At 61.2% G+C, this 25,400-nt stretch carries 24 protein-coding genes; 11 read left to right on the forward strand and 13 right to left on the reverse strand.

Translation table 11 applies throughout. The features are described 5' to 3' along the window. Window positions 1–153: 153 nt before the first annotated feature. Together Q0677_RS05125 and Q0677_RS05130 are read left to right on the forward strand one after the other, a co-directional pair. On the forward strand, window positions 154–1,338 hold the full coding sequence (locus Q0677_RS05125) for a pyridoxal phosphate-dependent aminotransferase (RefSeq protein WP_298906648.1): 1,185 nt from the start codon (window positions 154–156) through the stop codon (window positions 1,336–1,338). After that, window positions 1,335–2,147: an isocitrate lyase/phosphoenolpyruvate mutase family protein gene (locus tag Q0677_RS05130; RefSeq protein WP_298906651.1), complete on the forward strand. Its 813-nt coding sequence runs from the start codon at window positions 1,335–1,337 to the stop codon at window positions 2,145–2,147. Before Q0677_RS05125 ends, Q0677_RS05130 begins: the two co-directional genes overlap by 4 nt. Here Q0677_RS05130 and Q0677_RS05135 read toward each other — a convergent pair. Both Q0677_RS05135 and dksA read right to left on the reverse strand, forming a co-directional pair. Continuing rightward, the gene (locus tag Q0677_RS05135; protein WP_298906655.1) at window positions 2,144–3,310 is read right to left on the reverse strand and encodes an FAD-dependent monooxygenase; all 1,167 of its coding nucleotides are present in this window, start codon (window positions 3,308–3,310) and stop codon (window positions 2,144–2,146) included. The two genes, Q0677_RS05130 and Q0677_RS05135, sit on opposite strands and share 4 nt — an antisense overlap. Window positions 3,311–3,472: 162 nt before the next feature. Then, window positions 3,473–3,895 carry an RNA polymerase-binding protein DksA gene (gene dksA / locus Q0677_RS05140; RefSeq protein WP_133488244.1) on the reverse strand — a complete coding sequence of 141 codons (423 nt, stop codon included), beginning with the start codon at window positions 3,893–3,895 and terminating at the stop codon, window positions 3,473–3,475. Window positions 3,896–4,217: 322 nt separating this feature from the next. Between dksA and Q0677_RS05145 the strand changes: the two genes are divergently transcribed. The 4 genes from Q0677_RS05145 to Q0677_RS05160 all read left to right on the forward strand — a co-directional run bounded on the left by Q0677_RS05145 (window position 4,218) and on the right by Q0677_RS05160 (window position 8,344). Next, window positions 4,218–5,063 carry a MoxR family ATPase gene (locus tag Q0677_RS05145; protein ID WP_298906663.1) on the forward strand — a complete coding sequence of 282 codons (846 nt, stop codon included), beginning with the start codon at window positions 4,218–4,220 and terminating at the stop codon, window positions 5,061–5,063. Window positions 5,064–5,551: 488 nt separating this feature from the next. After that, on the forward strand, window positions 5,552–6,946 hold the full coding sequence (locus Q0677_RS05150) for a DUF2927 domain-containing protein (RefSeq protein WP_298906665.1): 1,395 nt from the start codon (window positions 5,552–5,554) through the stop codon (window positions 6,944–6,946). A gap of 42 nt (window positions 6,947–6,988) precedes the next feature. Beyond that, window positions 6,989–7,150 carry a hypothetical protein gene (locus tag Q0677_RS05155; RefSeq protein ID WP_298906668.1) on the forward strand — a complete coding sequence of 54 codons (162 nt, stop codon included), beginning with the start codon at window positions 6,989–6,991 and terminating at the stop codon, window positions 7,148–7,150. A gap of 9 nt (window positions 7,151–7,159) precedes the next feature. Beyond that, window positions 7,160–8,344, forward strand: coding sequence for a VWA domain-containing protein (locus Q0677_RS05160; RefSeq protein ID WP_298906670.1), 1,185 nt, complete (start codon window positions 7,160–7,162; stop codon window positions 8,342–8,344). Here the strand turns inward: Q0677_RS05160 and Q0677_RS05165 are convergent. Then, window positions 8,341–8,658, reverse strand: a complete 318-nt coding sequence (locus Q0677_RS05165; protein WP_298906673.1) for a DUF3817 domain-containing protein — start codon at window positions 8,656–8,658, stop codon at window positions 8,341–8,343. The genes Q0677_RS05160 and Q0677_RS05165 overlap by 4 nt on opposite strands. 136 nt (window positions 8,659–8,794) lie before the next feature. Between Q0677_RS05165 and Q0677_RS05170 the strand changes: the two genes are divergently transcribed. Genes Q0677_RS05170 through Q0677_RS05180 form a run of 3 tightly spaced genes read left to right on the forward strand, consistent with a single transcriptional unit; the run spans window position 8,795 to window position 10,521 of the window. Then, a complete protein-coding gene (locus Q0677_RS05170; RefSeq protein WP_298906676.1) occupies window positions 8,795–9,163 on the forward strand; it encodes a hypothetical protein in 369 nt (122 codons plus the stop codon). Continuing rightward, window positions 9,160–9,801 carry a DedA family protein gene (locus Q0677_RS05175; protein ID WP_298906679.1) on the forward strand — a complete coding sequence of 214 codons (642 nt, stop codon included), beginning with the start codon at window positions 9,160–9,162 and terminating at the stop codon, window positions 9,799–9,801. Before Q0677_RS05170 ends, Q0677_RS05175 begins: the two co-directional genes overlap by 4 nt. Window positions 9,802–9,840: 39 nt before the next feature. Further along, the gene (locus Q0677_RS05180) at window positions 9,841–10,521 is read left to right on the forward strand and encodes a M48 family metallopeptidase (protein ID WP_298906682.1); all 681 of its coding nucleotides are present in this window, start codon (window positions 9,841–9,843) and stop codon (window positions 10,519–10,521) included. Between the two features lie 46 nt (window positions 10,522–10,567). On the opposite strand, the gene Q0677_RS05185 is transcribed toward Q0677_RS05180, so the two are convergent. Further along, on the reverse strand, window positions 10,568–11,116 hold the full coding sequence (locus Q0677_RS05185; protein WP_298906684.1) for an RSP_2648 family PIN domain-containing protein: 549 nt from the start codon (window positions 11,114–11,116) through the stop codon (window positions 10,568–10,570). Further along, window positions 11,113–12,318: an RSP_2647 family RNA methyltransferase gene (locus Q0677_RS05190; protein WP_298906686.1), complete on the reverse strand. Its 1,206-nt coding sequence runs from the start codon at window positions 12,316–12,318 to the stop codon at window positions 11,113–11,115. Before Q0677_RS05190 ends, Q0677_RS05185 begins: the two co-directional genes overlap by 4 nt. Window positions 12,319–12,528: 210 nt before the next feature. On the opposite strand from Q0677_RS05190, the gene edd reads away from it, so the two are divergent. Continuing rightward, window positions 12,529–14,331 (forward strand): phosphogluconate dehydratase, encoded by a 1,803-nt coding sequence (edd, locus tag Q0677_RS05195; protein ID WP_298906689.1) that lies wholly within the window; start codon window positions 12,529–12,531, stop codon window positions 14,329–14,331. 13 nt (window positions 14,332–14,344) lie between these two features. Beyond that, window positions 14,345–14,986, forward strand: a complete 642-nt coding sequence (eda, locus tag Q0677_RS05200; protein WP_298906691.1) for a bifunctional 4-hydroxy-2-oxoglutarate aldolase/2-dehydro-3-deoxy-phosphogluconate aldolase — start codon at window positions 14,345–14,347, stop codon at window positions 14,984–14,986. A 7-nt stretch (window positions 14,987–14,993) separates the two neighbouring features. Here eda and Q0677_RS05205 read toward each other — a convergent pair whose 3' ends face one another. The 8 genes from Q0677_RS05205 to Q0677_RS05240 form a co-directional block, all read right to left on the reverse strand. Beyond that, the gene (locus tag Q0677_RS05205; RefSeq protein ID WP_298906694.1) at window positions 14,994–15,881 is read right to left on the reverse strand and encodes a LysR family transcriptional regulator; all 888 of its coding nucleotides are present in this window, start codon (window positions 15,879–15,881) and stop codon (window positions 14,994–14,996) included. A gap of 279 nt (window positions 15,882–16,160) precedes the next feature. Continuing rightward, window positions 16,161–16,964: a squalene/phytoene synthase family protein gene (locus Q0677_RS05210; protein ID WP_298906697.1), complete on the reverse strand. Its 804-nt coding sequence runs from the start codon at window positions 16,962–16,964 to the stop codon at window positions 16,161–16,163. Beyond that, window positions 16,961–18,580, reverse strand: a complete 1,620-nt coding sequence (cimA, locus tag Q0677_RS05215; RefSeq protein WP_298906700.1) for a citramalate synthase — start codon at window positions 18,578–18,580, stop codon at window positions 16,961–16,963. Before cimA ends, Q0677_RS05210 begins: the two co-directional genes overlap by 4 nt. A 115-nt stretch (window positions 18,581–18,695) precedes the next feature. After that, window positions 18,696–20,093 carry a cysteine--tRNA ligase gene (cysS, locus tag Q0677_RS05220; protein WP_298906703.1) on the reverse strand — a complete coding sequence of 466 codons (1,398 nt, stop codon included), beginning with the start codon at window positions 20,091–20,093 and terminating at the stop codon, window positions 18,696–18,698. 200 nt (window positions 20,094–20,293) lie between these two features. Beyond that, a complete protein-coding gene (locus Q0677_RS05225) occupies window positions 20,294–21,292 on the reverse strand; it encodes a tellurium resistance protein (protein WP_298906705.1) in 999 nt (332 codons plus the stop codon). A gap of 95 nt (window positions 21,293–21,387) precedes the next feature. Next, on the reverse strand, window positions 21,388–22,167 hold the full coding sequence (locus tag Q0677_RS05230; protein ID WP_298906706.1) for an HpcH/HpaI aldolase/citrate lyase family protein: 780 nt from the start codon (window positions 22,165–22,167) through the stop codon (window positions 21,388–21,390). Between the two features lie 74 nt (window positions 22,168–22,241). After that, window positions 22,242–23,576, reverse strand: a complete 1,335-nt coding sequence (locus tag Q0677_RS05235) for a sigma-54 dependent transcriptional regulator (RefSeq protein WP_298906708.1) — start codon at window positions 23,574–23,576, stop codon at window positions 22,242–22,244. 29 nt (window positions 23,577–23,605) lie between these two features. Beyond that, entirely contained in the window at window positions 23,606–25,324 is a 1,719-nt protein-coding gene (locus Q0677_RS05240) for an ATP-binding protein (RefSeq protein ID WP_298906711.1), read from the reverse strand. Window positions 25,325–25,400 lie beyond the last annotated feature (76 nt).

Consider the following 25,400-nt stretch of genomic DNA (forward strand, 5'->3'; position numbering starts at 1 on the left):
TTGGGGCATTTGGAAAGGGGGCAGGCGATATTTCTGCCCCGAAAGGCCCTGTTTTCTTTGAGGCACGCGTTTCGACGGGAAATCCGGGGTTTGACAATCGGAAATGGCCGTGAACTTCTGGGATAGAACAAATGTGAACATAGCGAGGCTGTGATGGAACTCTCGACGCGCATTCAGGGCATTCTGGACGGCGGGGATGATGGCTGGGGCGTCTTCTACAAGGCGCGCGCGATGAAGGCGGCTGGTGTCGACGTGACCGAGCTGACCATCGGCGAACATGACATCCGCACCGATCCCTCGATCCTGACCGCGATGTATGAGGCCGCTGTTGGTGGTCACACCGGATACGCCGACATTCCCGGCACGCCCGCGCTGCGCGATGCGGTGGCGAAGCGCGTGGAAGAACAGAGCCATGTAGATACCAAGCGCCAAAACGTGCTGATCACCCCCGGCGGACAAGCCGCGCTGTTTGCGGCCCATATGGCCGCCTGCGACGATGGCGACACGGCGCTGTTCATCGATCCGCACTATGCCACATATCCCGGCACACTCCGGTCGGTCGGCGCCAAGGCGGTGGCGGTGCCTGCGCGGTCTCGTGATGGGTTCCAGCCTGATCTGGACGCCGTGCGCCGTGCCGCGAAGGGCGCGAAAAGCCTCTTGATCAACACGCCGAACAACCCAACCGGTGTCATCTATTCCGACGAGACGCTGCACGGGTTGGCGCAGATCTGCCGGGACGAAGATCTCTGGCTGATCTCGGACGAGGTCTATGACAGTCAGGTCTGGCACGGTGCCCACCTGTCCCCCCGCGCCCTGCCCGGCATGGCCGAGCGCACCTTGGTTGTCGGATCCATGTCGAAAAGCCACGCGATGACGGGTAGCCGCCTTGGCTGGATCATCGGTCCGGACGAGGCGATTGCCCATCTGGCAACGCTCGCCATCAACACCAATTACGGCGTGGCGGGCTTCATTCAGGACGCGGCGCTGTTTGCCCTGCGCCAGGGACCGGGGTTCGAGGCTGACATCGCCGCCCCCTTCCGCCGACGCCGTGACGCGGCCACGCCGCTGTTCTCGGGGCAAGAGGCCGCCCGCCTGATCCCCTCGGACGGGGACATGTATTTGATGGCGGACATCCGTGCGACCGGCCTGTCCGGAGAAGAATTCGCCCTGCGCCTGCTGGATGAAGAACACATCGCCGTCATGCCCGGCGAAAGCTTCGGCCACGCCGCTGCGGGCCATATCCGCATTGCCATGACCATTGATGACGACCGCTTCCTAGACGCCGTTGAGCGCTTGATTTCGTTTGCGAACACATTGAGTACCGGAGGACCCCTATGACCGACAGCAATCGCGGCACCGCCTTTCGCGCCCTGCACCAAAAGGGCAATCCGTTTATACTCGCCAACGCATGGGACATCGGCAGCGCCAAGATGCTAGCGGCCTTGGGGGCGGAAGCCATCGCCACCTCCTCGGCCGCGCATGCGTTCACGCTGGGCCGTCCGGATATGGGTCATGTGACCCGAGACGAGGCGCTGGCCCATGCACAGGACTTGGTGGCGGCTGTGAACGTCCCCGTCTCCGGCGATTTTGAGAACGGCTTTGGCGACGATCCGGACACCTGCGCCGAGACCGTGAAACTGGCTTATGAGGCCGGACTGGCGGGCATCTCAATCGAAGACACCGCCCTGCCCGACGCGAAACCCTATGCCCGCGACAAGGCCATCGAACGCATCCGCGCAGCAAGCGCCGCCGCCCGCGCGCTTCCCGGTGACTTCGTGTTGGTCGCCCGTGCGGATGGCGTAATGAACGGGCAATATAATCTGTCCGAGGCGATGGCGCGGCTGAAGGGATATGAAGACGCCGGGGCGGATTGTCTTTACATCCCCCTGCCCGGCACGATCGAGGATCAGGCGGCGATTTGCGCGACGACGGATCTGCCCGTGAATGCCTTGGCGGCAGGCCCATTCACCCAACACAGCCGCGCGGATTTCGCGAAAGCAGGCGTCGCGCGGATCTCACTGGGATCCGCATTGGCGCGCGCAACGCATCGGGTGATCTTCGACGCAGCCCACGGCATGTTCGAAGACGGAGATTTCAGCCTGTTGGGCAAAAGCATCTCAGGCGACAAGATCGACGCGCTGCTTTAGGCGGTGACGTCGAAGTCATAAATCCAATCATAGCGCCGCATCAACGCGTGCGGCGCAAACCGCCCGACTGTCCTGAGCGCCATATGCCCCGCGCTGCGCACCAGCGGATTGGCATAGTGATAGTTGCGCGCGTTTTTGTGCGCCTCGGCGACGATCTTGGCGGTACGAGGGCGGCGTTTGTCTTGATAGACCGCAGGGCCACGCTCGACCCCGAACCGATCTAGACAGTCGGCCAGCACCCATGCGTCCTCAAGCGCCATGACGGCGCCCTGTGCCATGAAGGGCAAGGTTGGGTGCGCCGCATCGCCCAGCAACACCGCCTGCCCCTGATGCCAATGCTCGGCCACCGGGTGTAGGAACAGCCCCCAGATATGCGCCTCGTCCACGCGTTCCAGAAGCGCCATCGCATCGTCACAAAAGCCCGAGAATGCCGCCAACAGATTGGCGGGATCATCCTTGTGAAACCAACCTTCCGCGGCCCATGTATCGCGTTCTTCCACGGCGACGATATTGACCACGCTGCCTTCACGCAGCGGATAGGTCACCATGTGACGCCCCGGTCCCATGAACACGGTGGCCTCAGACTGTTCGCGCCCCGTGGCAGGCACCAGCGCGCGCCACGCCACCTGCCCGGTGAACTCTGGCGAGGCCGGACCATTCAGCGCCGCGCGCATCACGGAATGCAGCCCGTCCGCACCCACCACGAACCCCATATTGACGGGATCTTGGCCGTCCAGCGTTACCTTGGTGCCATCCGCCCCCGGTTGCACCGCCTGAACCCGCTGTCCACATGTGACCGTAACGCCCGCATCCAGCGCGGCCTCGTACAGCAGCTTTTGAAGATCTGCGCGGTGGTACAGAAGGAACGTCTCGCCCGGCTTCAATTTGCTGAAATCCAGATCCAGAACACCGTGCCCGGACACTCCGTCACGTAGCCAGACACCCTGCCCACGCACAGCCTGCGCGCGTGCTTTGTCGCCCAGCCCCAAGGCGTCCAACACGCGTACACCGTTCGGGCTGATCTGAAACCCGGCGCCGACCTCGGTGATGGCCGGGGCTTGTTCCAGAACGGTTACTGCCGCGCCACGTTGAGCCAAGGCAACGGCCGCTGCCAACCCGCCAATCCCGGCGCCCAAAATGGTGATTTGCTGATCCTTGATCATGCCTTGCCGTCCCTGCTCAGCGTCTGCGTTATCGTTGAAGCTCTGCCCCCTTCAACGACAAAGGCGACGGTAAGCCCGCCGCCTTTGTGACATGGTTCTTTTTCCAAAGGTACGTGACAAATCGCGCCGTCCTCCAACTCGCGCGGTGCACGTGGCCCCGGATCAGTCGTCGCGGTGCACTTTTTCGCGGCGCTCGTGACGTTCCTGTGCCTCAAGGCTCAGCGTCGCGATCGGGCGTGCATCCAGACGCTTCAGCGAGATCGGCTCGCCTGTGTCTTCGCAATAGCCGTATTCACCTTCGTCGATCCGGCGCAGCGCCTGATCAATCTTGGACACAAGCTTGCGTGCGCGGTCGCGGGTGCGCAGTTCCAACGCACGGTCCGTCTCTTCCGAGGCGCGATCCGCGATGTCAGGAATGTTGCGCGTGCTGTCTTGCAGGCCTTCGATCGTGTGGCGGCTTTCGTCCAGAAGCTCTGCCTTCCACGCTTCAAGTTTACGCCGGAAGTACTCCAGCTGCCTGTCATTCATAAACGGTTCGTCTTCTGCTGGCCGATAATCGTCGGACAGGAAAGTCTCGGCTTTCATACCAACTCCCTCTACTACCGGATCGCGGTTCCTGGAGACCTTTTCGCCAGTAAGCGCCCGGTTTCTTCTGGCGCTGATGTACACCCGCTAACATGGAATGTCACGCCTGAAAAACTTAACCCCATAAAGCATTTCGGCACTTTCAACTAAGCTACTGATAGCGCATGACATCTCGTGTTCACTTTGTAGGCATCTTGGCCAAGGAATGCGCAACCAAGGATTTCAATTCGGCGTCGTAGCGTCAAAGCGCCTTGGCCTTGCCAAAATGGGCTGCTCCGTTTACCTCGTCACACATCGTACGCACCGGATGTAAGGAATGGGCATGACCAATCGCTTTGACGGAACCGACAGCTATGTGGCCACAGATGACCTGAAGGTCGCCGTGAACGCGGCCGTGACCTTGGAACGTCCGCTTCTGGTAAAAGGCGAACCCGGCACCGGCAAGACCGAGCTGGCGCTTCAGGTCGCAAGTGCCCTTGGTGCGCGCATGATCGAGTGGAACATCAAGTCCACCACCAAAGCGCAACAGGGTCTCTATGAGTATGACGCGGTCAGCCGTCTGCGCGACAGCCAGTTGGGCGACGAGCGTGTGCATGACGTTAAAAACTACATCAAGCGCGGCAAGCTGTGGGAGGCGTTCGAGGCCGACGAACGTGTCGTTCTGCTGATTGACGAAATCGACAAGGCCGATATCGAGTTCCCGAACGACCTGCTGCAAGAGCTGGATAAGATGGAGTTTCACGTCTACGAAACCGGCGAAACCATCAAGGCCCGCCATCGCCCGATCATCATCATCACCTCGAACAACGAAAAGGAACTGCCCGACGCGTTCCTGCGCCGCTGTTTCTTCCACTATATCCGCTTCCCAGATGCCGACACCATGTCGCGCATCGTCGAGGTACACCACCCGGGCATCAAGCCGCGTCTGCTGACTGAGGCGCTGACCCAATTCTATGAAATCCGCGAACAGCCCGGCCTGAAGAAAAAGCCGTCGACATCGGAGGTGCTGGACTGGCTGAAGTTGCTTCTGGCCGAGGACATCGACCCGGCCGAGCTGAAGCGCGACGGCGCAAGCGCGCTGCCCACATTGCATGGGGCGCTGCTCAAGAACGAACAGGACGTGCACCTGTTTGAACGACTGGCGTTCATGGCACGCGGTCAGCGCTAAGCCAGCACAGAATTCTCTATGTTTTCAGGCGTTGTCCCGTTCAGGGAACGCCTGAAACCCGTCCGGCTTCGGACAGCATTCCCTAGACCGTCACCGGTTTGATCAGCGTGCCCAAATAGTCGCGCGTGGCTTGGTCCCAATCCGCCGGATCCTCATCATGCGCGACCCGGGCGTGCAGCTCCATCAGCTTCTAGACTTCCTCTTTGCTCTCTGCAACGACACTGGCCGGGCAGGCCTCCATCCCCTCGCAGTCTCGGCATGCATATGCGTAAGCGTTGGTCATTTTCCCATCCTCCCAACACCGATAATAGCACATCTGCCCACTCCTCGAATCGCAGGTTCCTTACGTCTCGCGCTTTTTCCTTTGAGAAATCGGCGCCCTTCCCGCACGATAGCTAAGCTTGGGGCACAAACGCCCGCTTCTGGCAGATCTCATTCGCTGCGACCCGCCTGTGTGCCGGGTCCGCTAGCTTTGGAAGGAACTTAGTATGTGGGCTTGTCGCCGCGCAGTCCTGATCCCGATGGCCTTGTTGCTGGCTGGCTGTATGGCTGCGACACCCACGCCGCGCCCTACAAGCCCGGACGAGGTCGCCACCCGGCGCGTAGGCCTTCCAGCCTCCCTACCCGCCATGAAGGCCTTTCCCGCCACGCGGGGCACGCATCCTATCCGTTCGAACAGTTTGATCATGGGCGATTTTCTGGATCTCAGCTTTCAGCTGGAAAGCGGACGCCCCCTGCCTGTCTTGTCGCGTTTCGAAGGCCCAATCTATGTCACCGTAGCGGGACGCGCACCTGCCCGCATGCAGGCCGATCTGGACCAGCTTCTGGGGCGGCTGCGGCACGAGGCCGGGATCAACATTCGTCGTGGAGCGGGGGCGTCGGGTGGCCAGATTACCATCGAAATGGTCCCCAAGCGCACCCTGCAACGCCATGTGCCCCACGCCGCCTGTTTCGTGGCACCCAACGTGGCGGGCTGGGGTGACTACCTGCGCCATCGCGGCTCGGCGCGTACCGATTGGACACGGATGCGGCAACGCGCGCAGATGACCGTAGTTATCCCCTCTGACGTTAGCCCGCAAGAAATGAGGGATTGCCTGCACGAAGAAATCGCTCAGGCGCTGGGCCCGGTGAATGACCTGTATCGGCTGGAGAACAGCGTCTTTAACGATGACAACTTCCACACGGTGCTGACCGGTTTCGACATGCTGATCCTACGCACTTACTACGCGCCCGAGCTACATTCGGGTATGTCACGCGCCGACGTCACGCAACGCCTTCCCGGAATGCTGAAGCGGCTTAATCCCACGGGCGGGACCGGTGCACCGCGCGTGACACCCCCCACGCCCCAGGCCTGGAAGCGCGCCATTGCCGATGCACTGGGACCGCGTAAACCGTTCGCACAGCGCAAGGCGGCTGCCCTGCGCGCCGTCTCGATCGCGCGGCAAAAGGGATGGCAGGGCAATCGGCTGGCCTTCAGCCTGTATGCGCTGGGCCAAACACACATACAATCTGACAGCAAGCTCGCCTTTGCAGCCTTCCAAGAAGCAAGCGCGCTCTATCGCGAGCGCGCGGGCACCGATGTACATGCGGCGCATATCGGTGTTCAAATGGCCGCCTATGCACTTTCCGCGGGCCACTTGGATCAGGCCATCGCGACCGTTAACCGTCACCTTCCCGCCGTTCGTCAGGCCCAAAACGCAGCCCTGTTGTCGACGCTGATGATGATCAAGGCCGAGGCGCTGGATCGCCAAGGAAACGCAAGTGACGCTGCGCGCCTACGGCTCGACAGTCTGGGCTGGGCGCGGTATGGCTTTGGCTCGAACGCTCAGGTGGGCGCACGGCTTCGCGAGATCGCAGCCATTGCGCCCAGTTCGGCAAGATGACAGGCCCCCGCGACGCGGGGACGATAGGCCAGGGATGCGAAAATGATTGTAATTGTGGCTTTTGTGGTTGGCGCAACCTTCGGTGCGCTGCGGGCAAAGAAACGCGGCGGAAACCGGCTGGATATGGCGCAATATGGGGCGGTCTACGGCATCGTTCTGGCGCTGATCGCGACCTTCATCACCATCATGATCACCCGAGCCTAAGGCCCGCCCATGTTCCTGCCCTTCTTCGAGAACCTCCGCGCCGCCAATGTGCCGGTATCCTTGCGTGAATACTTGTCCTTTCTAGAGGCAATGAAGGCCGGGCTGGTCACTTATGACGTCGAGGGCTTCTATTACCTCGCCCGCACCGCGATGGTGAAAGACGAGCGCAATCTGGACAAGTTCGACCGCGCCTTTGCGGCGAGCTTTGAAGGGCTGGAAGCCATCAGCACCGAGCAGATGCTAGAAGCCGTCGATATCCCGCAGGAATGGCTGGAAAAAATGGCCGAGAAATTCCTAAGCGAGGAAGAAAAGGCCGAGATCGAAGCGCTGGGCGGCTTTGACAAGCTGATGGAGACGCTGAAAGAGCGTCTGAAGGAACAGGAAGGCCGCCACCAAGGCGGCAACAAGTGGATCGGCACTGCGGGCACCTCGCCCTTCGGGGCTTATGGATATAACCCCGAGGGCGTGCGGATCGGTCAGGATCGGTCCCGCCACCAGCGCGCGGTGAAGGTCTGGGACAAGCGCGAATTCAAGAACCTCGACGACTCGGTCGAACTTGGCACCCGCAACATCAAGGTCGCTCTGAAACGCCTGCGCAACTGGGCGCGCGACGGCGCCCATGACGAACTGGATCTGGACGACACCATCCGTGCCACAGCCGAGCACGGCTATCTTGATGTGAAGACCCGCCCTGAACGAAGAAACGCCGTCAAGGTGTTGTTATTCCTCGATGTTGGCGGTTCCATGGACCCGCATATCAAAGTGGTGGAGGAGCTGTTTTCCGCCGCACGGGCCGAGTTCAAGCATCTGGAATACTACTACTTTCACAACTGCCTGTATGAGGGCGTCTGGCGCGACAACAACCGTCGCTGGACCGAGCAGATCCCCACATGGGACGTGCTGCGCACCTATGGCTCGGACTATAAATGCATTTTCGTGGGGGACGCGTCCATGTCGCCCTACGAGATCGCCTATCGCGGTGGCGCGAACGAGCATTGGAATGATGAGACCGGTCAGGTCTGGCTGGAACGCGCGCGTGAACGATGGCCGGACAATATGTGGATCAACCCCCTGCCCGAGCATCACTGGCGCTATACCCAGTCGGTTCAGATGATCAACCAGATCTTCGAAGGCCGCATGGTCCCGATGACCATCGACGGGATCGAGCGCGGCATGAAAGATCTGGGGCGTTAAACTGCGTCTCCGCGCGCGGCCTCTTCTTCGCGCTTCAGATACGGATCATGAACGAAGGTGCCAAAGGGCAGCAGGCTGGCCAGAATGGCCCAGTTCACCCGCGTCATCGACAACCCGCCATAGGACGACGCAAAGACCAGCGCGCCCATATAGGCGACAAACAACCAGCCATGCGCCATTCCGACCAAGGGAACGACTTCCGTCATACCAGCCCAGTATTTCAAGGGCATGGCAATGAACAAAAGCACGATATAGCTCCACCCTTCGACAGACGCGATTTTGCGAAACATCCAGATGGAACGGGCTTTGGTCATGTGGCTGTTCCTTTGAAACGAGCTGCGATGGGCATAGTCGCGACGGGCGCTCTGGTGAAACCCGGCGAAATGTCGCACAGATGGTGACGGAATTTCGAGCGACGCCCGTGTAACCTAGACAGGAAGGAGAATTCCAGTGATCACATCCCTGCGCCGCATGTGGGCCGCGGCACCTGTCGCCACGGTCGTCCTTGTTGTTGCCCTGATGGCATCAACCTTCTTTGGCGTGCGCACGGTCGTGAATTGGGTTTACTGGAGTGATCCCGCCCACGTCGACCAGCCCATCGCGGGCTGGATGACGCCACACTATGTGGCGCATTCCTGGGACATCCCGCGCCCTGTGATGATCGAGGCTTTGGCGCTGGGAGAGGGTGACCCCAAAGGTCGCAACCTGAAACGTCTTGCCGAAGCACAGGGCATCCCGTTGGACGAGTTGATTGCACGGATTGAGGCCGCCATTATGGCCCATCGCGCCGCAGCCCCGCAGGAAGGCGGGCCGCAATGATCTCGACCGAGCTCGTCTTCACGCTTCTGTCGGATTATGGCCCGTGGGTGGTCTTCGCCTCGGCCTTTCTGTCCTGCCTCGCGCTGCCTATCCCGACCTCTCTGATGATGCTCGCGGGTGGCGCCTTTGCCGCGACCGGAGATCTGGTGCTGACCAATGTGGTAGCAGCCGCCTTCATCGGCGCGGTGATCGGGGACCAAACCGGCTTTGCCATCGGACGCTTCGGGGGCACGCCAGCGTTGGAGCGCTTGGCCCGCAACCCGGCCCGCAAAGCCGTGTTGGCCAAGGCGCATGCCTTCGTGGATCGGCGCGGCGGAATTGGCGTGTTCCTGTCCACATGGGCGGTGGCCCCGCTGGGACCATGGGTGAATTTCGCGGCGGGCGCGACCGGTCTGGGCTGGCTGCGCTTCGCCGTTTGGGACATTTTGGGCGAGACGATCTGGGTCACGCTCTATGTCGGGCTGGGCTTCATGTTCGCCTCCCGGATCGAAATCCTTGCTGACTTGATGGGCAATATCGCGGGCCTGCTGGCGGCGCTCGTGGTGGCGGTGGGCGCGTTTGTGTGGATCAAAGCGATGATGCGCGCACATGAGCGTCACAAGAACCTCGCCGACAGGGTCGCAGACACCACCCCCTAACCCCTTCCCTGCGCACGGTTTTGCCCCCATATAGGGGGCATGACCAAGCTCTTGCCCATTCTTCTGCCTATCCTTTATGGCCTGATCCTCTACCGGTTCTCGGTCTGGCGCACCCATTGCGAACTAGACGCGAAATCCACCCGGCTGGCGGACCCGAAGCTGAAGGCGTTGACCGATCGGATGGCGGCCAGTCTGGATTTGGCGGACATTCCAGTGCACATTTACGAAATCCAACCGGTGAACGGGCTCGCGGCCCCGGACGGACGGATTTTCATCACGCGGGGCTTTTATGACGAGTACCTAAAGGGCCGCGTGACCGGCGAGGAACTGGCCAGCGTCATCGCGCATGAGCTGGGCCATGTCGCGCTTGGCCACGCCCGCAAGCGGATGATTGATTTCTCTGGCCAAAACGCCCTACGCACTGTCCTGACCATGATGTTGTCGCGTTTCCTGCCGGGTGCTGGCGTCTATATCGCGCGCATCCTGACACGGTTGGTGGCTGCGGGCCTGAGCCGTGGCGACGAATACGAGGCCGACGCCTATGCCACGGCGCTTCTGATCAAGTCAGGCATCGGGGCCGAGGGGCAGAAAAGCCTGTTTGGCAAGCTAGACGAGCTGACCCAGGGCCGAGGCGGCGTGATGCCTGCCTGGCTGATGAGCCACCCGAAAACCGCCGACCGCATCGCCGCGATCGAGAAAAACCAAGAGAAATGGGTGTGACCGGAGTTTTGCAAAACTCCGATACGTTTTCTTGCAAGAAAACGGGCTAGAGCGCTTCGAGCGCCTTGCCCAGACGAGGCAAACGCGCCTTTTTCATCAGTTTGCGCATCGTCCAGCTGTCATCGCCTGACAAGCGGATCGCTTCGGATAGCACGCGCTGGCCAAGGTTGGCCATTTCTGCCGGATGGCTTTTCAGAAACTCCAGAAGGAACAGATCTGGGCTTTCGCGGCGCAAGCCTTCTTCCGCCAAGGTGTGACGTGGGAAATCTGCATTGTTCAGCGTCAGAAGTACGTCAGCCCCACCCGTTACGGCTGCGGCCAGAACGTGAATGTCGTTCTGATCCGGCAGCCACAGGCGCGCCTCGACGCGATCGTTTGGTCGAACGCTTGCTTTCGGCCAATGGGCGTTCAAGAGGGCGATCTCTCCGCGCGCGAAAGCCCCTTGATCCGGGCCAAGTTTCGCCGCCGCACGCGCCCATTCTTCCAGAATGCGAGGAGACCAAAGAGGGGTAAACAGCCCCAGCTTCGCCGCGCCCAGCACCATCTCGCGCATGACGGTCGGGTAAAGGACACAGGCGTCGATCAGAACTTTCACGGCAGGATCCGGAAAAAGAGCGATTTCAGATAGCCGCTTTCAGCCAATTGCGGATGCATCGGGTGATCAGCCCCGGCAAAGCCCGTGTGGATCAACTGGCTGTTGCGCCCTGCCCGTCCGATCCCGCGGATCGAGGCATTGCGGAACTTGTCGATCGTCGCGGCGTGCGAACAGGAACAGAGGCCCAGATAGCCACCGGGCGCCACCAAGGGTGCTGCCAGACGGGCCACGCGCTCATAGGCGCGCAATCCCGGCTCTAGCGCCTTCTTGGACGGTGCAAAAGCGGGCGGATCGCAGATCACCACGTCGAACTGCGCGCCTTCGTCATTCAGGGCTGTCAGCACATCAAACGCGTCGCCCTGACGGGTCGAGAAACGGTCAGCAGCACCCATAGCGTCAGCTCCGCCTTCGGCAAGCGCCAAAGCGGCTGCCGATCCATCAACAGCCACCGCCGAAGACGCGCCGCCTGCCAAAGCCGCCAGTGAAAACCCACCCACATGTGAAAACACGTCCAGCACGCGCGCGTCTTTGGACAGCCCCGCTGCAAAGGCATGGTTCGGGCGTTGGTCATAGAACAGGCCCGTTTTCTGCCCGCCGGTGAGGTCCGCCAGATAGGTCGCCCCATTCATCGGCACCTGAACCGGAGCATCCGGGGCCATGCCGCGCAGGACAACATTTTCGGCGTCCAGCCCCTCCAACTGTCGCGACCGGCCTGAGGCGTTTTTCAAGACGTTGCTGACGCCCGTGACCTGCACCAACGCCTCGGTCAGCAGATCCAGATGCACCTCGGCCCACGCAGCATTTGGCTGTACCACGGCAGTATCCCCGAACCGGTCAATGATGACGCCCGGCAAGCCATCGGCCTCGGCATGGATCAGGCGATAGTAGGGCGCGTCGAAAAGTCGAGCCCGGTGATCCAGCGCCGCTTGGAGCTTGCCCTTGAACCACTCCAGATCAATCTGCGCCCCTGGGTCTCGGTCCAAGATCCGCGCAAAAATACGCGAACCGGGGGTGACGGCGACCGTGCCAATCACCTCGCGCCCCGCGTCTTCCAGCGTGGCAATGCTGCCTGCTTCGATCTTCTTGGTGCGCCGATCCGTGACCAGCTCGTTATCATAGACCCACGGCGCCCCGTGCCGGATGGCGCGTGCGTTGGCCTTGGGTTTCAGGCGAATTACCGGGCGGTCAGTGTCTTGGGTCATTGGGCGGCCTGCGAGGTTCAGTGTGTTTGCTGGACCTCCCTACCGCGTGGCCGGGACAACGGAAAGGCTATTTCCCCTCGCTTTTCCTCCCAACAATCCGGTCACATATCAAAACCAGCTATTGTTAGCGCTATCATTTTCTGTTAACTGAGGCACGAACACGGTATTCTTATCGTAACGCGCAACCGTAAGCACTTGGAAAAGCACAACATGGCCATCCATCCGACACTTACAGCTATCACTGACCGTATCGCAGAACGCTCGCACGACAGCCGCGATGCCTATCTGAAGAAGATCGCAAATGCGGTCGAGGACGGCCCGCGCCGCGCGCATCTTAGCTGTTCGGGGCAAGCGCATGCTTACGCCGGCGCAGGTGTGGATCAGGCGAAGCTGGCCACGGAACGCGCGCCGAATATCGGGGTCGTTACGGCCTATAACGATATGCTGTCCGCCCATGCGCCCTTCGCCACTTATCCGGACCTGATCAAGCAGGTTGCCCGCGAACAAGGCGCCACCGCACAGGTTGCAGGTGGTGTGCCTGCCATGTGCGATGGGGTCACGCAGGGCGAAACAGGGATGGAGATGAGCCTCTTTTCCCGCGACGTGATCGCCATGGCGGCCGCGGTTGCGATGAGCCACAACACCTTTGATGCCGCGCTTTATCTGGGTGTCTGCGACAAGATTGTGCCGGGGCTGATCATTGCCGCCGCCAGCTTTGGCCATATCCCGACAGTGTTCCTGCCGGCAGGGCCAATGACCTCGGGCATTACCAATGATGAAAAGGCCGAAACCCGCAAACGGTTTGCGACCGGCGACGCCACACGGGAAGAGCTGATGGCGTCCGAAATGGCCGCCTATCACGGGCCCGGCACCTGCACCTTTTACGGTACCGCGAACACCAACCAGATGCTGATGGAATTCATGGGGCTGCACCTGCCCGGCGCCTCCTTTGTTACGCCCGGCACGCCCCTGCGCGATGCGCTGACCGCTGAGGGTACCCGCCGTGTGCTGGAGATCGCGCATGGCACAGACCAGTTCACGCCCGTGGGTCACGTGCTGGACGAAAAGGCCTTTGTAAACGGGCTTGTGGGTCTGATGGCAACCGGCGGCTCGACGAACCTCGTGTTGCACCTGCCCGCCATGGCGCGTGCCGCAGGCATCATCCTGACGCTGGAAGATTTCGCCGATATCTCGGCGCTGGTGCCGCTGATGGCGCGGGTTTATCCCAACGGGCTGGCCGATGTGAACCATTTCCACGCTGCCGGCGGTCTGGGCTATATGATCGGCAACCTGCTTGAGGAAGGCCTGCTGCACCCAGACGCGACCACCAATGCAGGCGACCTGACCGCCTATGCGCAAGAGGCCAAGCTGGACGGAGACCGTGTCCGCTGGGAGCCCGCGCCCCGCGCTAGCCTGAACGACAAGATCCTGCGCCCGGCCAGCGATCCGTTCCAGAAAACCGGCGGATTGCAGCAGCTATCCGGTAATCTGGGTCAGGGCGTGATCAAAATCTCGGCCGTGGACCCTGAACGTCATGTGATCGAGGCCCCTGCCCGCATCTTCCACGATCAGGAAAGCGTCAAAACCGCGTTTAAAGCAGGCGAGCTGACCGGAGACATCATTTTCGTGGTGCGCTTCCAAGGCCCGCGCGCCAACGGCATGCCCGAATTGCACGGGCTGACCCCGATCCTGTCCGTCCTGCAAGGGCGCGGCCAACAAGTGGCTCTGGTCACCGACGGGCGCATGTCCGGCGCGTCGGGCAAGGTGCCCGCGGCCATTCACGTGGCCCCCGAGGCCGCCGATGGCGGCCCCATCGCGCGCATTCGGGACGGCGACATCGTCCGACTGGATGCCACCAACGGAACGCTCGAAGTCTTGACGGACGGCGCCACCGATCGCCCCGCCGTGCAGGTGGATCTGAGTGACAATGCAGATGGCTGCGGCCGTGAACTGTTTGAAACCTTCCGCCGCGCCGCCCGTCCGGCGACCGAAGGCGCAACCTCGATTTTCTAAGGAAGACAAAGACATGACACCTGAAATGGCAAGCCACCTCGCTGAAGAGATCTGCCGCCTGGCCCCCGTCGTGCCGGTGCTTGTGGTGAAAGAGGTTGCCCACGCGGCCCCACTGGCGCAGGCCTTGGTCAACGGTGGACTTCCGGCGCTGGAGGTGACCCTGCGTACCCCGGCCGCATTGGATGTGATCCGCGAGATGTCCGAAATCGACGGCGGCGTGGTTGGCGCGGGCACGCTTTTGACCACGCAGGACGTCGAAAATGCCAAGAAAGCTGGCGCGACCTTTGGTGTCTCTCCCGGCGCAACAGATCGGCTGCTGGACGCCTGCGAAGCCAACGACCTACCGCTTTTGCCCGGCGCGACTTCGGCCACGGAAAGCATGCGGCTGCTGGAACGCGGCTATTCGGTGCAGAAGTTCTTCCCGGCCGAGGCTGCAGGCGGCGCGCCCTTCCTGAAATCTCTGGCCTCGCCCCTCCCGCAGATCCGCTTCTGCCCGACCGGTGGTGTGAGCTTGCAGAACGCCATGGACTATCTGTCCCTGCCCAATACGCTCTGCGTGGGCGGATCGTGGGTGGCACCGGGCGATTTGGTAGAAGCAGGGGATTGGGCGGGGATCGAAGCGCTGGCCGCCGAAGCCGCCGCGCTTCAAGCATAACTTCGTATTACGTCGCCAGCGCTTCCGCCCCTGTGCGCCGGAGCCATCTTCGGAAAATCTCAGTGTTCGAGGTTACAGCCCCGGGTCGTGTGACGATGTAATAGCCAAGTTCGGCCTGTGATATGCGATAGAGCGACACCACCGTGCCAGCCTCAATCTGCGCCTCGACCAAAGACCGCGGCTGCACTGATACACCCAACCCAGCCGCCACGGCAGACGAGACCAGATCACTGGTCTGCATGGTGGTCAGTTTGACCTCGTCCAGATCAATGCCTTCTTCCTCGACGATCCGGCGGCGTTCCATCATATGGTCCTCCATCACCCACGGCAGGTCCACCAGATCGGACAGGCTATTGACCTGCCGACCGCGCACCAGATCAGGATGCGAGACAACGACAAACTCGCCATCGGTTAACAGTTCGGTGTCGACATCCGGCCAGTTTCCGTCCCCATAACGTACGGCCAAATCCACCCCATCGCGGCGCAGATCGACCAGATTGGCGCTGGGATTGATGCTGATCTTGATGTCAGGATGTTCAGACCAGAAAGATCCGATCCGCGGCATCAGCCAATGCGAGGCGAAGGCAGGCGTAACTGAAATTTGCACCGCCCGGTCCTGCCCCCGCTGTCGGATCTGCTCGACCCCGTCGGCGATGGTAGCAAAGCCATTCCCAAGGCTTTCTGCCAGCAGTCGCCCTGCATCGGTCAACGCCATACCGCGCCCCTGACGCAGTAGCAGCGGTTCGCCCAGTTCTTCCTCAAGTCGACGCACATGTTGGCTGATCGCGGCATGAGTCACGTTCAGCTCGCGCGCGGCTTGGCTGAGGTTTTGATGTCGTGCGGCCGCCTCGAAGGCGCGCAACGTGGCGAGGGATGGCAGAGATTTCCAATCCATATTGTTACCTCAGCTTACATAATGGAAATCATACTGCTTTGCATGTAACGGCTGTTCAACATTATTTTCATACCAAGATACAAATAACGAGGAGAGAGATGATGATCTCGATACTATCAAATTCGTTTCGGACGGCCACCCGATTGGAGCGTCAGACCGATGGCCAGAGACCTGTCTTTCGGGATGAGATGAAAGATCAGAAAGACGACCGGTCCCGCGCAAAGCAAGAGCTGCGCCGCTGGAAACAAAGGTGGTACATGGGGTGAAAACTTGGCGCGATTACCAGCCGCCTGTCAGCCCCAGCCACAACATACGACCGCGCCGGGTGACCTCGGCGCCGCCAAGCGCCCCTTCGGCAACCAGTGCAGGCTGTTTGGCCGCCTGCTTCAGGATCCCCTGCGCCCGCCACGCACTGCGCAAAGCGGGGTTGCCGTGGCGCCCCAACGCCGCACGGGCGTTGATTAGCTGCTCAAGACCACTCGCACAGAGCGACTGGATGGTATCCGCATCCGGCACCACATGCCCGCGCCCAGCCTTGGCCAGCGCGGGTTGTGCCAGCAACCAATTGGCCAGCCCGGTGGCTTCGCCCAGATCTTCCAGCGCCGTGTCGACCTTGTAATCGCCTGCATGTTCCGTCATGCCGCAGAGCTGCCCCCCGGCCAACATCAACGCGCCAGAAGTCGCCCGCAGATAGGCGCGGATCTGATCGACGGTTTGGGGCTGGACTCCCTGAACGTCCCCCTCGCGTGCTTCAATGATCCGCAAGAGCGGCTCAGCCCGCATATCACCCCAAATGACCAGCTGAGACAGCGGCGTGGCCACATCGTGGCGCGGCGCCTCGGTCCCGTCGACGGCGCCCGTGATCACGTCGCGCCAGAACTGAAGCCGGATCAGCGCGACCATCGGCTCTTGCGACATGTAAGGCGCACGGGCGACTTCCAAATTGAACGCATAGAGCGGGAAGAGCCGTTTACGCTCTTCGACCGTGCCGCTCATCGCAGCCAGAAAACGATCCGGGTCGCCTTTCAACACCTGCTCGGCGCAGGCGGCAATCGGATCATAATCTTCAGGCGCGTCCGTCATGCGGCGGTCGCCCCGTCACGCAGAAGCTTCCAAATGATTGCGTCCAGCAGTGCCTCAAACGAGGCATCAACGATGTTCGGGCTGACACCCACAGTCGACCAGCGATGCCCGGACGCGTCTTCACTGTCGATGATGACGCGGGTCTGAGCCTCGGTCCCGCCCTGAGTAATACGCACCTTGAAGTCGACCAGCTGCATATCTTCGATGATGTCCTGATACGGCCCCAAATCCTTGGCCAGCGCCTTGGCCAGCGCGTTCACCGGGCCACGATCCGTGCCCGAAGCATCCATGCTTTCCGAGACAGACAGTTTCTTTTCGTCGCCGATTTTCACCACCACGATTGCCTCGGACAGGCTGATCATCTGGTTGCGCTTGTTCTTGCGGCGCTCGACGGTGACCTTATAGCGCTTCACTTCGAAGAACTGCGGCAACTGCCCCAGAACGTCGCGCGCGACCAGCTCGAACGAGGCCTGGGCGCCATCATAGGCGTATCCCTGATCCTCGCGTTCTTTCACGCGGTTCAGGATCTCGCTTAAGCGCGGGTCGCCCTTTTCGACCGCAATCCCGGCATCGGCCAAACGGGCGCGCAGGTTCGATTGCCCGGCCTGATTGGACATCGGCACGATGCGGGTGTTGCCCACGGTCTCGGGCGGGATGTGTTCGTAGGTCGTAGGATCTTTCAAGATCGCCGAGGCATGCAGCCCCGCCTTATGCGCAAAGGCCGAGGCGCCGACAAAGGGCGCGGATTTGTTTGGCACGCGGTTCAAGATGTCATCAAGCTGCCGCGACAGGCGGGTCAGACCCGCCAGCGCCTCTTGGCTGACGCCCGTGTCGAACTGGCTGGCGTAAGGTTCCTTGGTCAAGAGCGTCGGGATTAGCGTGGTCAGGTTCGCGTTGCCACAGCGTTCACCCAGCCCGTTCAGCGTACCTTGCACCTGCCGCGCACCTGCGTCGATGGCAGCCAGAGAACAGGCCACCGCGTTGCCCGTATCGTCATGGGTGTGGATGCCCAGATGGTCGCCGGGGATGCCAGCAGCAATGACGGCTTTGGTGATCTCGTGCACCTCATGAGGCAGCGTGCCGCCATTGGTGTCGCACAGCACAACCCAGCGCGCACCCGCGTCGTAAGCGGCCTTTACGCAGGTCAGCGCATAGTCGGGATTGGCCTTATAGCCATCAAAGAAATGCTCGGCATCATAGAGCGCCTCGCGCCCTTCCTTGACCATGTAAGCCATTGTCGCGCTAATGTTTTCCACGTTCTCGTCCAGCGTGATACCAAGCGCTGTGGTGACGTGGAAGTCATGGCTTTTGCCCACCAGACAGACGGCCGAGGTGCCCGCGTTCATCACGCCCGACAGCACGTCATCATTTTCAGCCGAGTACCCTGCCCGCTTGGTCATCCCAAAGGCGGTGAAGGTCGCGCGGGTTTTGGGGGCAGCATCGAAGAAATCGCTGTCCGTGGGGTTCGCGCCTGGCCAGCCACCTTCGATATAGTCCACACCAAGCGCGTCCAGCGCGGTCGCGATTTGCTGTTTCTCCGCCAGCGAGAACTGAACGCCTTGGGTCTGTTGCCCGTCACGCAGCGTTGTGTCGTAGATGAAAAGACGTTCGGTCATGGCGTAACTCCTGCACCCGTGGCGCTTGCGTCACGGGCAGCGCCCGTCCGCCCCCCCGGGCGGGCGCTACACGCCCCCCCGCGGCCGGGCACTTCCCTATGTTTCAAACACAACATCACAGCCCCTCCAGCTTCGCGGCATCAAACCCTGCACCCGGTTCAAGCTCAACGCCCTCCTTAGACATGCGGATTTGAACACCCGCCTCGGTCAGTGCGGCTTTTAGTGCGTCAACGGCCGAGAAGTCTTTGGTCTCCATCGCAGTCACGCGGGTCTCATGCAGTTTTTGCGCCAAGCCAGACAGGTCAGCAGCAGGTGCCTCCGCCCAATCTCCCATGTCATCCCCCAGAAGCCCCACCATTTGGGCCGAGGCACGCAGGCCCGCAGCGTCGCCCGCTGCCGCCAGTTTGTGCAGTTCGGCCAAGGCGCCTGCCGTGTTTAGATCGTCAGCGATGGCCGCCACAACGGCGGGCGACGGGCTCGGGGCGGGCTCGATGCCCGACACGAGACCACGCCACTTGCGCAGGGTCGCCTCGGCCTCGGCCCGCTTCTTCTCGGTCCAGTCCATCGGTTTGCGATAGTGCGTGCCGAGGAAGACAAAACGGATCACCTCGCCAGGTACGCCTTGTTCCAGCAGGTCATGCACGGTGAAGAAGTTCCCCAGCGACTTGGACATCTTCTTGCCCTCGACCTGCAGCATCTCGTTATGTAGCCAATAGCGCGCGAACTGCCCTTCCGGGTGGGCGCAGCAGGACTGGGCGATCTCATTTTCGTGGTGCGGGAATTGCAAGTCGTTGCCGCCACCGTGGATGTCGAAGGACGCGCCCAGCAGGTCGTGGCTCATGGCCGAGCATTCGATGTGCCAACCGGGACGCCCCCGGCCCCACGGGCTGTCCCAACCGGGCAGATCATCGGTCGAGGGTTTCCACAACACGAAATCCATTGGGTCGCGCTTGTTGTCGGCAACCTCGACCCGCGCGCCGGCGATCATGTCATCGACCGAGCGGCCCGACAGTTGGCCGTAATCCTTATAGCTTTTGACCGAGAACAGCACATGCCCTGCCCCGTCTGGGTAGGCATGACCCTTGGCGATTAGATCCTCGATCATGTCGATCATCGGCTGAATGAACTCAGTCGCGCGCGGCATTTCATTGGGGTCCATCGCCCCCAGCGCACGCATGTCGTTCAGATACCACGCAATCGTCTCGTTCGAGCGTTCGTGGACCAGTTCCTCCAACGTACCCTCAGCACCAGCTTCCTTACGCGCCAGCGCGGTCGCGTTGATCTTGTCATCTACGTCGGTGAAGTTGCGCACATAGGTCACGTGCTCGGCCCCATAGACATGGCGCAGCAGACGATAGAGCACGTCAAACACCACTACGGGGCGCGCATTGCCCAGATGAGCGCGGTCGTAAACGGTCGGCCCACAGACATACATGCGGACGTTTTCGGGGTCGATCGGGGTGAAGTCCTGCTTCGCCCGCGCCATCGTGTTGTAAAGCTTGATATCCGTCATGTTGTCCTCGCAAGTCTGCGCACACGTGTCCTCGCGGCGGACTTAGCAACTTCTTGACATGTATGGAATAGAAGAACGGCCCGCCTGACGATGTCAGTGGGTAATGCAGCAGATAATGATGATGCTTTTCCGTTTCATGGGGGCACGCTAGCACTCTTGCGGGGGACTGCCAAGCGGGTTGTTCGCCCGCTTGGCCAAGATCACGCCTGAGCGGCGTTGGTTTTCACCGCCAGCACACCTTTGGACCACATCATCAGGACCTTATAGGCGATGGGCGGGATGATCAGGCTGGCGGCCACAAGGCTGAGGCCCGCGATGGTCCGCAAAACGTCCGATCCCGTGTGCACGGCAGCGATCTGCATCACGGTCGAGAACGCGGCCAGCGGGAAGGTAAACGCTCCCCAAAGCGGGCTGAACCCGGATACGGTTAGCCAGCGCGCGCGCAGGACCAGAAGGCTTAGCAGTGCCACGGCCAGAACGCTTAGACCATAGGCGACTTGGACCTCGCCGATCAGGAAGGCGATGGTTCCCAACACGCTCGCCGGGGCTAGGTGGATGGCCAGAAGCGGGCGCAAGGGCGGCGGCACGTCGGCGCGGATGAACTGCGCAAGGCTCGCGCCCCAGATGGCCAGCGCGATGGCGAGGCTGATCCAGAACACGGCCGTGGAATAGGTGTGGAAGCCAAGGGGCAACGCCGCCAGCGGGCTCAGAATGAAGCCCACGAAGATCAGATGCCAGACCGGCGTGACCGAGCGTGCCTCGACCGGGCCGGTGATCAGGCTGTGCGCTACACGAAGTACCACGATGACATGCGCCGCCAGCGCCACGCCAAAGATAACAGTCGCCAATGTGGTCGAGAACGGCACGACAGTCGCCGCCATCAGATAGCCCGACAGAACCATCGCGATGATGCCCGCGCGCCCCGGCAGGATCTTCAGGTCCTCTTTGAACGTGGCGGATCTTTGCATCAATTTCCCAACGTAAGCCACTAGACAGAAAAGATAAAGCAGGGTCACAGCACCAAGGATCATGTCTCCGAAGGCACCCGGAACACCAAACCCATCCACCGCACGGCGCCACGCCAGACCCAGCCCAAACAGGCCCATGATCGGCGGAAAAATGGCCGGTGGTGTGCGCTGAAACAGGCGCGTCTTTTCAGGGATGGGGGGCGGAGGCGGGAAATAGGGCTTTTTGCTCATGCGGGATCCTTTCGGCTTGCCCTGATGTAACGCGCGCTTGGCCATTGCGAAAGCCCGACCAAGGCGCGCTATTGTCGCATCCGATCACGCCTGTATCAGCCGATCACGGCCTTTCGCGCGTCCGAGAGCGTCTGATGCACTGCTGCCCGCAGAAGCGAGGCCTCGGATCCCACACCAAGGAAGGTCACGCCAAGGTCTCGGTAATAGGCAAAGTTTGTGCTGTCGTAATGCAGAATGCCCGCCGCCTTGCCTGCTGCGCGGATCTTGGCGACGCCTTCGGCAATCGCGGCTTTCACATCGGGGTGTCCCGGGTTGCCGCGATGGCCCATATCGGCGGACAGGTCAGCCGGACCGATAAAAACGCAGTCGACACCGTCCACGGCGGCGATCTCATCTAGATTTGCCATCGCCACGCGGGTTTCGGCCTGCACAATCAGGCAAATCTCGTCATTGATATTGGCGCCATAGTCCGCAACGCGTCCCCAGCCCGAGGCGCGTGCCACAGCCGCGCCCATGCCGCGTCGCCCTTCCGGGGCATAGCGGGTCGCTGCCACCATTTGGCGGGCGTGATCAGCCGTATCGACCATCGGCACCAGAACGCTTTGCGCCCCAAGATCAAGGACTTGCTTGATCACCCAGTCCTCGCCAATCGGCGCGCGTACGATGGGGTGGCTGTCATACCCCGTCATGGCACGCAGCTGGTTCTGGATTGTCACTGGATCATAGGGCGCATGTTCACCGTCGATCAGGCACCAGTCAAAACCCGCGGCGGCTGCGATCTCGGTCGCAGAAACATCGCCAAGGTTCAGCCACAGGCCGATCTGCATGTCGCCTGCGGCCAAATTTTTCCTTAGCGTATTGGGTGATGCCGGCATTGCGCCCTCCGTTGCTTAACATCGCAACAATAAGGCTAGAGCATCCCTGCCCGCGCATCAACCCTTTCAGGTGATCAGTTCAGGTAATCCGACCGCTGCAACCCGTATTTCGCCATCTTCTCGTTCAAGGTCCGGCGCGGCAGGCAGAGCTCTTCCATCACCCCCACGATCGAGCCCTTGTGACGGCGCATCGTGTTGTCGATTAGCATCCGCTCAAACGCTTCCACGTATTCTTTCAACGGCTTCCCCTCGGTCGTCATGACGGGCTGCACCTCGTCATGGTCCGACATCAGAAGCGAGGAGATCGTACCAGAACCACGACGCGATTGCAGCACGGCACGTTCGGCGATGTTCTCAAGCTGGCGGATGTTGCCCGGCCACGGCGCTTGTAGAAGCTGGGCAGCCTCTTGCGCGCTGACGCCGGGGGCGGCGCAGCCATATTCATCGGCGAACTGATCCGCGAACACGGTGAACAGCATCAAAATGTCTTCGCCCCGCTGACGCAGTGGTGGAAGGGTGATCTTCATGGCCGCAAGGCGATAGAACAGGTCGGGACGCAGGCAATCCTCGCAGGTTTTGCCCTGTTCTTGCAGATTGCAGATCGCCACAACGCGGGTTTCTGCGGGGCTGCCTTGATCATTCATCCATGCGAGCAAACGCGCCTGAAGGCCCATCGGCATGCCTTCGATGTCTTCCAGCACCAGCGTCCCGCCACGGGCCTCTTCGACCAAAGGCAGCACGCCGCCTTCGTCGATCGGGCCAAAGAAACGGCGGGTCAGTTCGTCCTCGTCCACACCAGCGCAGGAGGTGACAACGAAGCGCTTACCTGCCTTCGCCCCCACGGCGTGCAGCGCATGGGCCACAAGGGTTTTACCGGTGCCGGTCTCACCTTCGATCAACACGTGACCGTCCGATTGACCGATATCCAGAATATCCTCGCGCAGGCGCGACATGACCGGCGAGGCACCGATCAGTTTTTTCATGATCGTGGACCCATCCCCCAACTCGCGGCGCAGTGCTCGGGCATCCATCGCCATACGGCGTTTATGCGTCGCGCTTTTCACCAGTTTGGTCAGCTGGTCCGGGTTGAAGGGCTTTTCAAGGAAGTCATAGGCACCAACACGCATCGCCTCGACCGCCATGGGCACGTCGCCGTGGCCGGTGATCATGATGACCGGAAGGCTGCTGTCCTGGCTCATCAGCTTTTTCAGAAAGCCCATCCCATCCAGACCCGGCATCCGGATATCGGACACCACAATGCCTGGATAATCCTGCCCGATGCTTTTCAAGGCCTCTTCGGCCGAGGGGAAGGTGTCGGTTTCAAACCCTGACAGGGACAGCCACTGAGAAATGGACTGTCGCATATCCTGTTCGTCATCGACGATCGCGACTTTAATTGCCTGTGCCATGGCGCCCTCCTGCGTGCGCTTCTTATCTGCTATTCCGCAGCTTCAATATCGGCGTCTTCCTCTTTCAAGATAGGAAGTTCGACCTCAAATACAGCCCCTCCGTCCTGACCATTGCGCGCAATCAAGCGCCCGCCAAGGTCAGATACGATGCCTGACGAGATCGCCAGCCCCAGCCCAACCCCGTCGCCCGGGGCCTTCGTGGTGTAGAAGGGTTCAAAAAGACTGTCCAAATCGTCCACGCCGTTTCCGTTGTCCCGCACTGTGATCAAGGCGTAATCGCCAAGGCTGACAATGATGTCCACCTGAGGCATCTCGACCGACTTGGTCGCGTCCAGTGCGTTGCGCAGCAAATTGATCAGGACTTGTTCCAAGCGCAAGCGATCGCCCATGACCATCACCGGATCGCGCGGAATGTTGCGCGTAATGCGGACTTCGCGGCGTTTCAGCTGCGGTTCCATCATCGACAGGGCCGAGGACACGCAGTCCCGCACATCCATCGGTTCAAAGGAATCGCCGCCTTTGCGGGCATAGGATTTCAGCTGACGGGTGATGGCGCCCATGCGCCCGATCAGATCGTCGATCCGCTGGAAGCTCGACAACGCCTCGTCCGGGCGTTTGCGTTGCAACAGCAGGCGCGCGCCCGCCAAATAGGTTTTCATCGCGGCCAAGGGCTGGTTCAGCTCGTGGCTCACCGCTGCCGACATCTCGCCCAGTGCTGCCAGTTTCGAGCTTTGCGCCAGAGTTTGCTCGGCCACTTGCAGGTTTTCTTCGGCCCGTTTGCGTTCAGCGATCTCGCGTTGAAGGGCAAGGTTTAGCTGGCGCAGCTCGGCGGATTCCTGTGCGAACTCGGCGCTGCGCCATTGGGCGCGACGGCTGATCACGTAGAAAAGCAGCGACAGAAGCATGGCGAAGGTCATGATTTCCAACGACAAAACCGTATTCACTTTCTCGCGCACCGACGCGTAGGAGGTGAACGAGGTCATGCGCCAGCCTTGGAACGGCACGCGGGTTTCATGGCGCATCACCGCCTCGCCCAGATAGAGCACTTCGGCAGGCAGGCCGGACCAATCAATCGCCTGACGGGCCGAGCGGCGAATTGCTTCGGGCGCGGACACGGTTGCCAGCGCCTCGCCTTCCGGCTTGCCGCGCCACCGAGATTCGGTCGCGAGGATCACGTTGCCTTCGCTGTCTGTCACCAAAACCGCGTCCGAGATCCCCGCCCAGCTATCTTCAAACTTGCGAAGGTCCACGCCGACGACAATCACGCCCAGCAAATTGCCCGCCTGTTCGATCTTGCGCGAATAGGTGAAGGCGTATTGCCCGGCCTCGGTCTGGACGGTGGTAAAGACGGTGTCATTGCTGCGGAGCGCGCTGACGAAATAGGGGTCGGTGCGATGCTGGGACCCCAGCGTTTCGCGGTTGGTGGCCGCCACGGCGCGCCCGTCGCGATCCAGAAGCAGAAGCGACGCGGCCTCGATCTCATCCAGATACGAGATCAGGCGGGCCGTACTTTGCGAATAGTCTGACGTGTTCAGCGCGGAAATCAGCGCGGGATCGCGGGACAGCAGCAGCGGAACGACGGAATTTCTCTGCAACTCGCTGATCAGGTTACCGGAATAGAGCGCGACCCGCAGTTCGGCCCGGTTGCGAGTCGTTTCCGTATAGCGCTCGGTCAGCAGTTGGTTCGAGATATAGACGACCGCCACAGCAAGCGAAATCAGGGCGATCAGCACCAGCCGCCCGCGCATGCTAACCCCGGGCCGCGGTGGCCGCGGGTCAGGCAAGGTGTGTGTGGTCTCATCCCCCATAGGGGAAAGATAGGGC

It is taken from the genome of uncultured Aliiroseovarius sp., assembly GCF_947492455.1.
Classification (GTDB): Bacteria; Pseudomonadota; Alphaproteobacteria; order Rhodobacterales; family Rhodobacteraceae; genus Aliiroseovarius.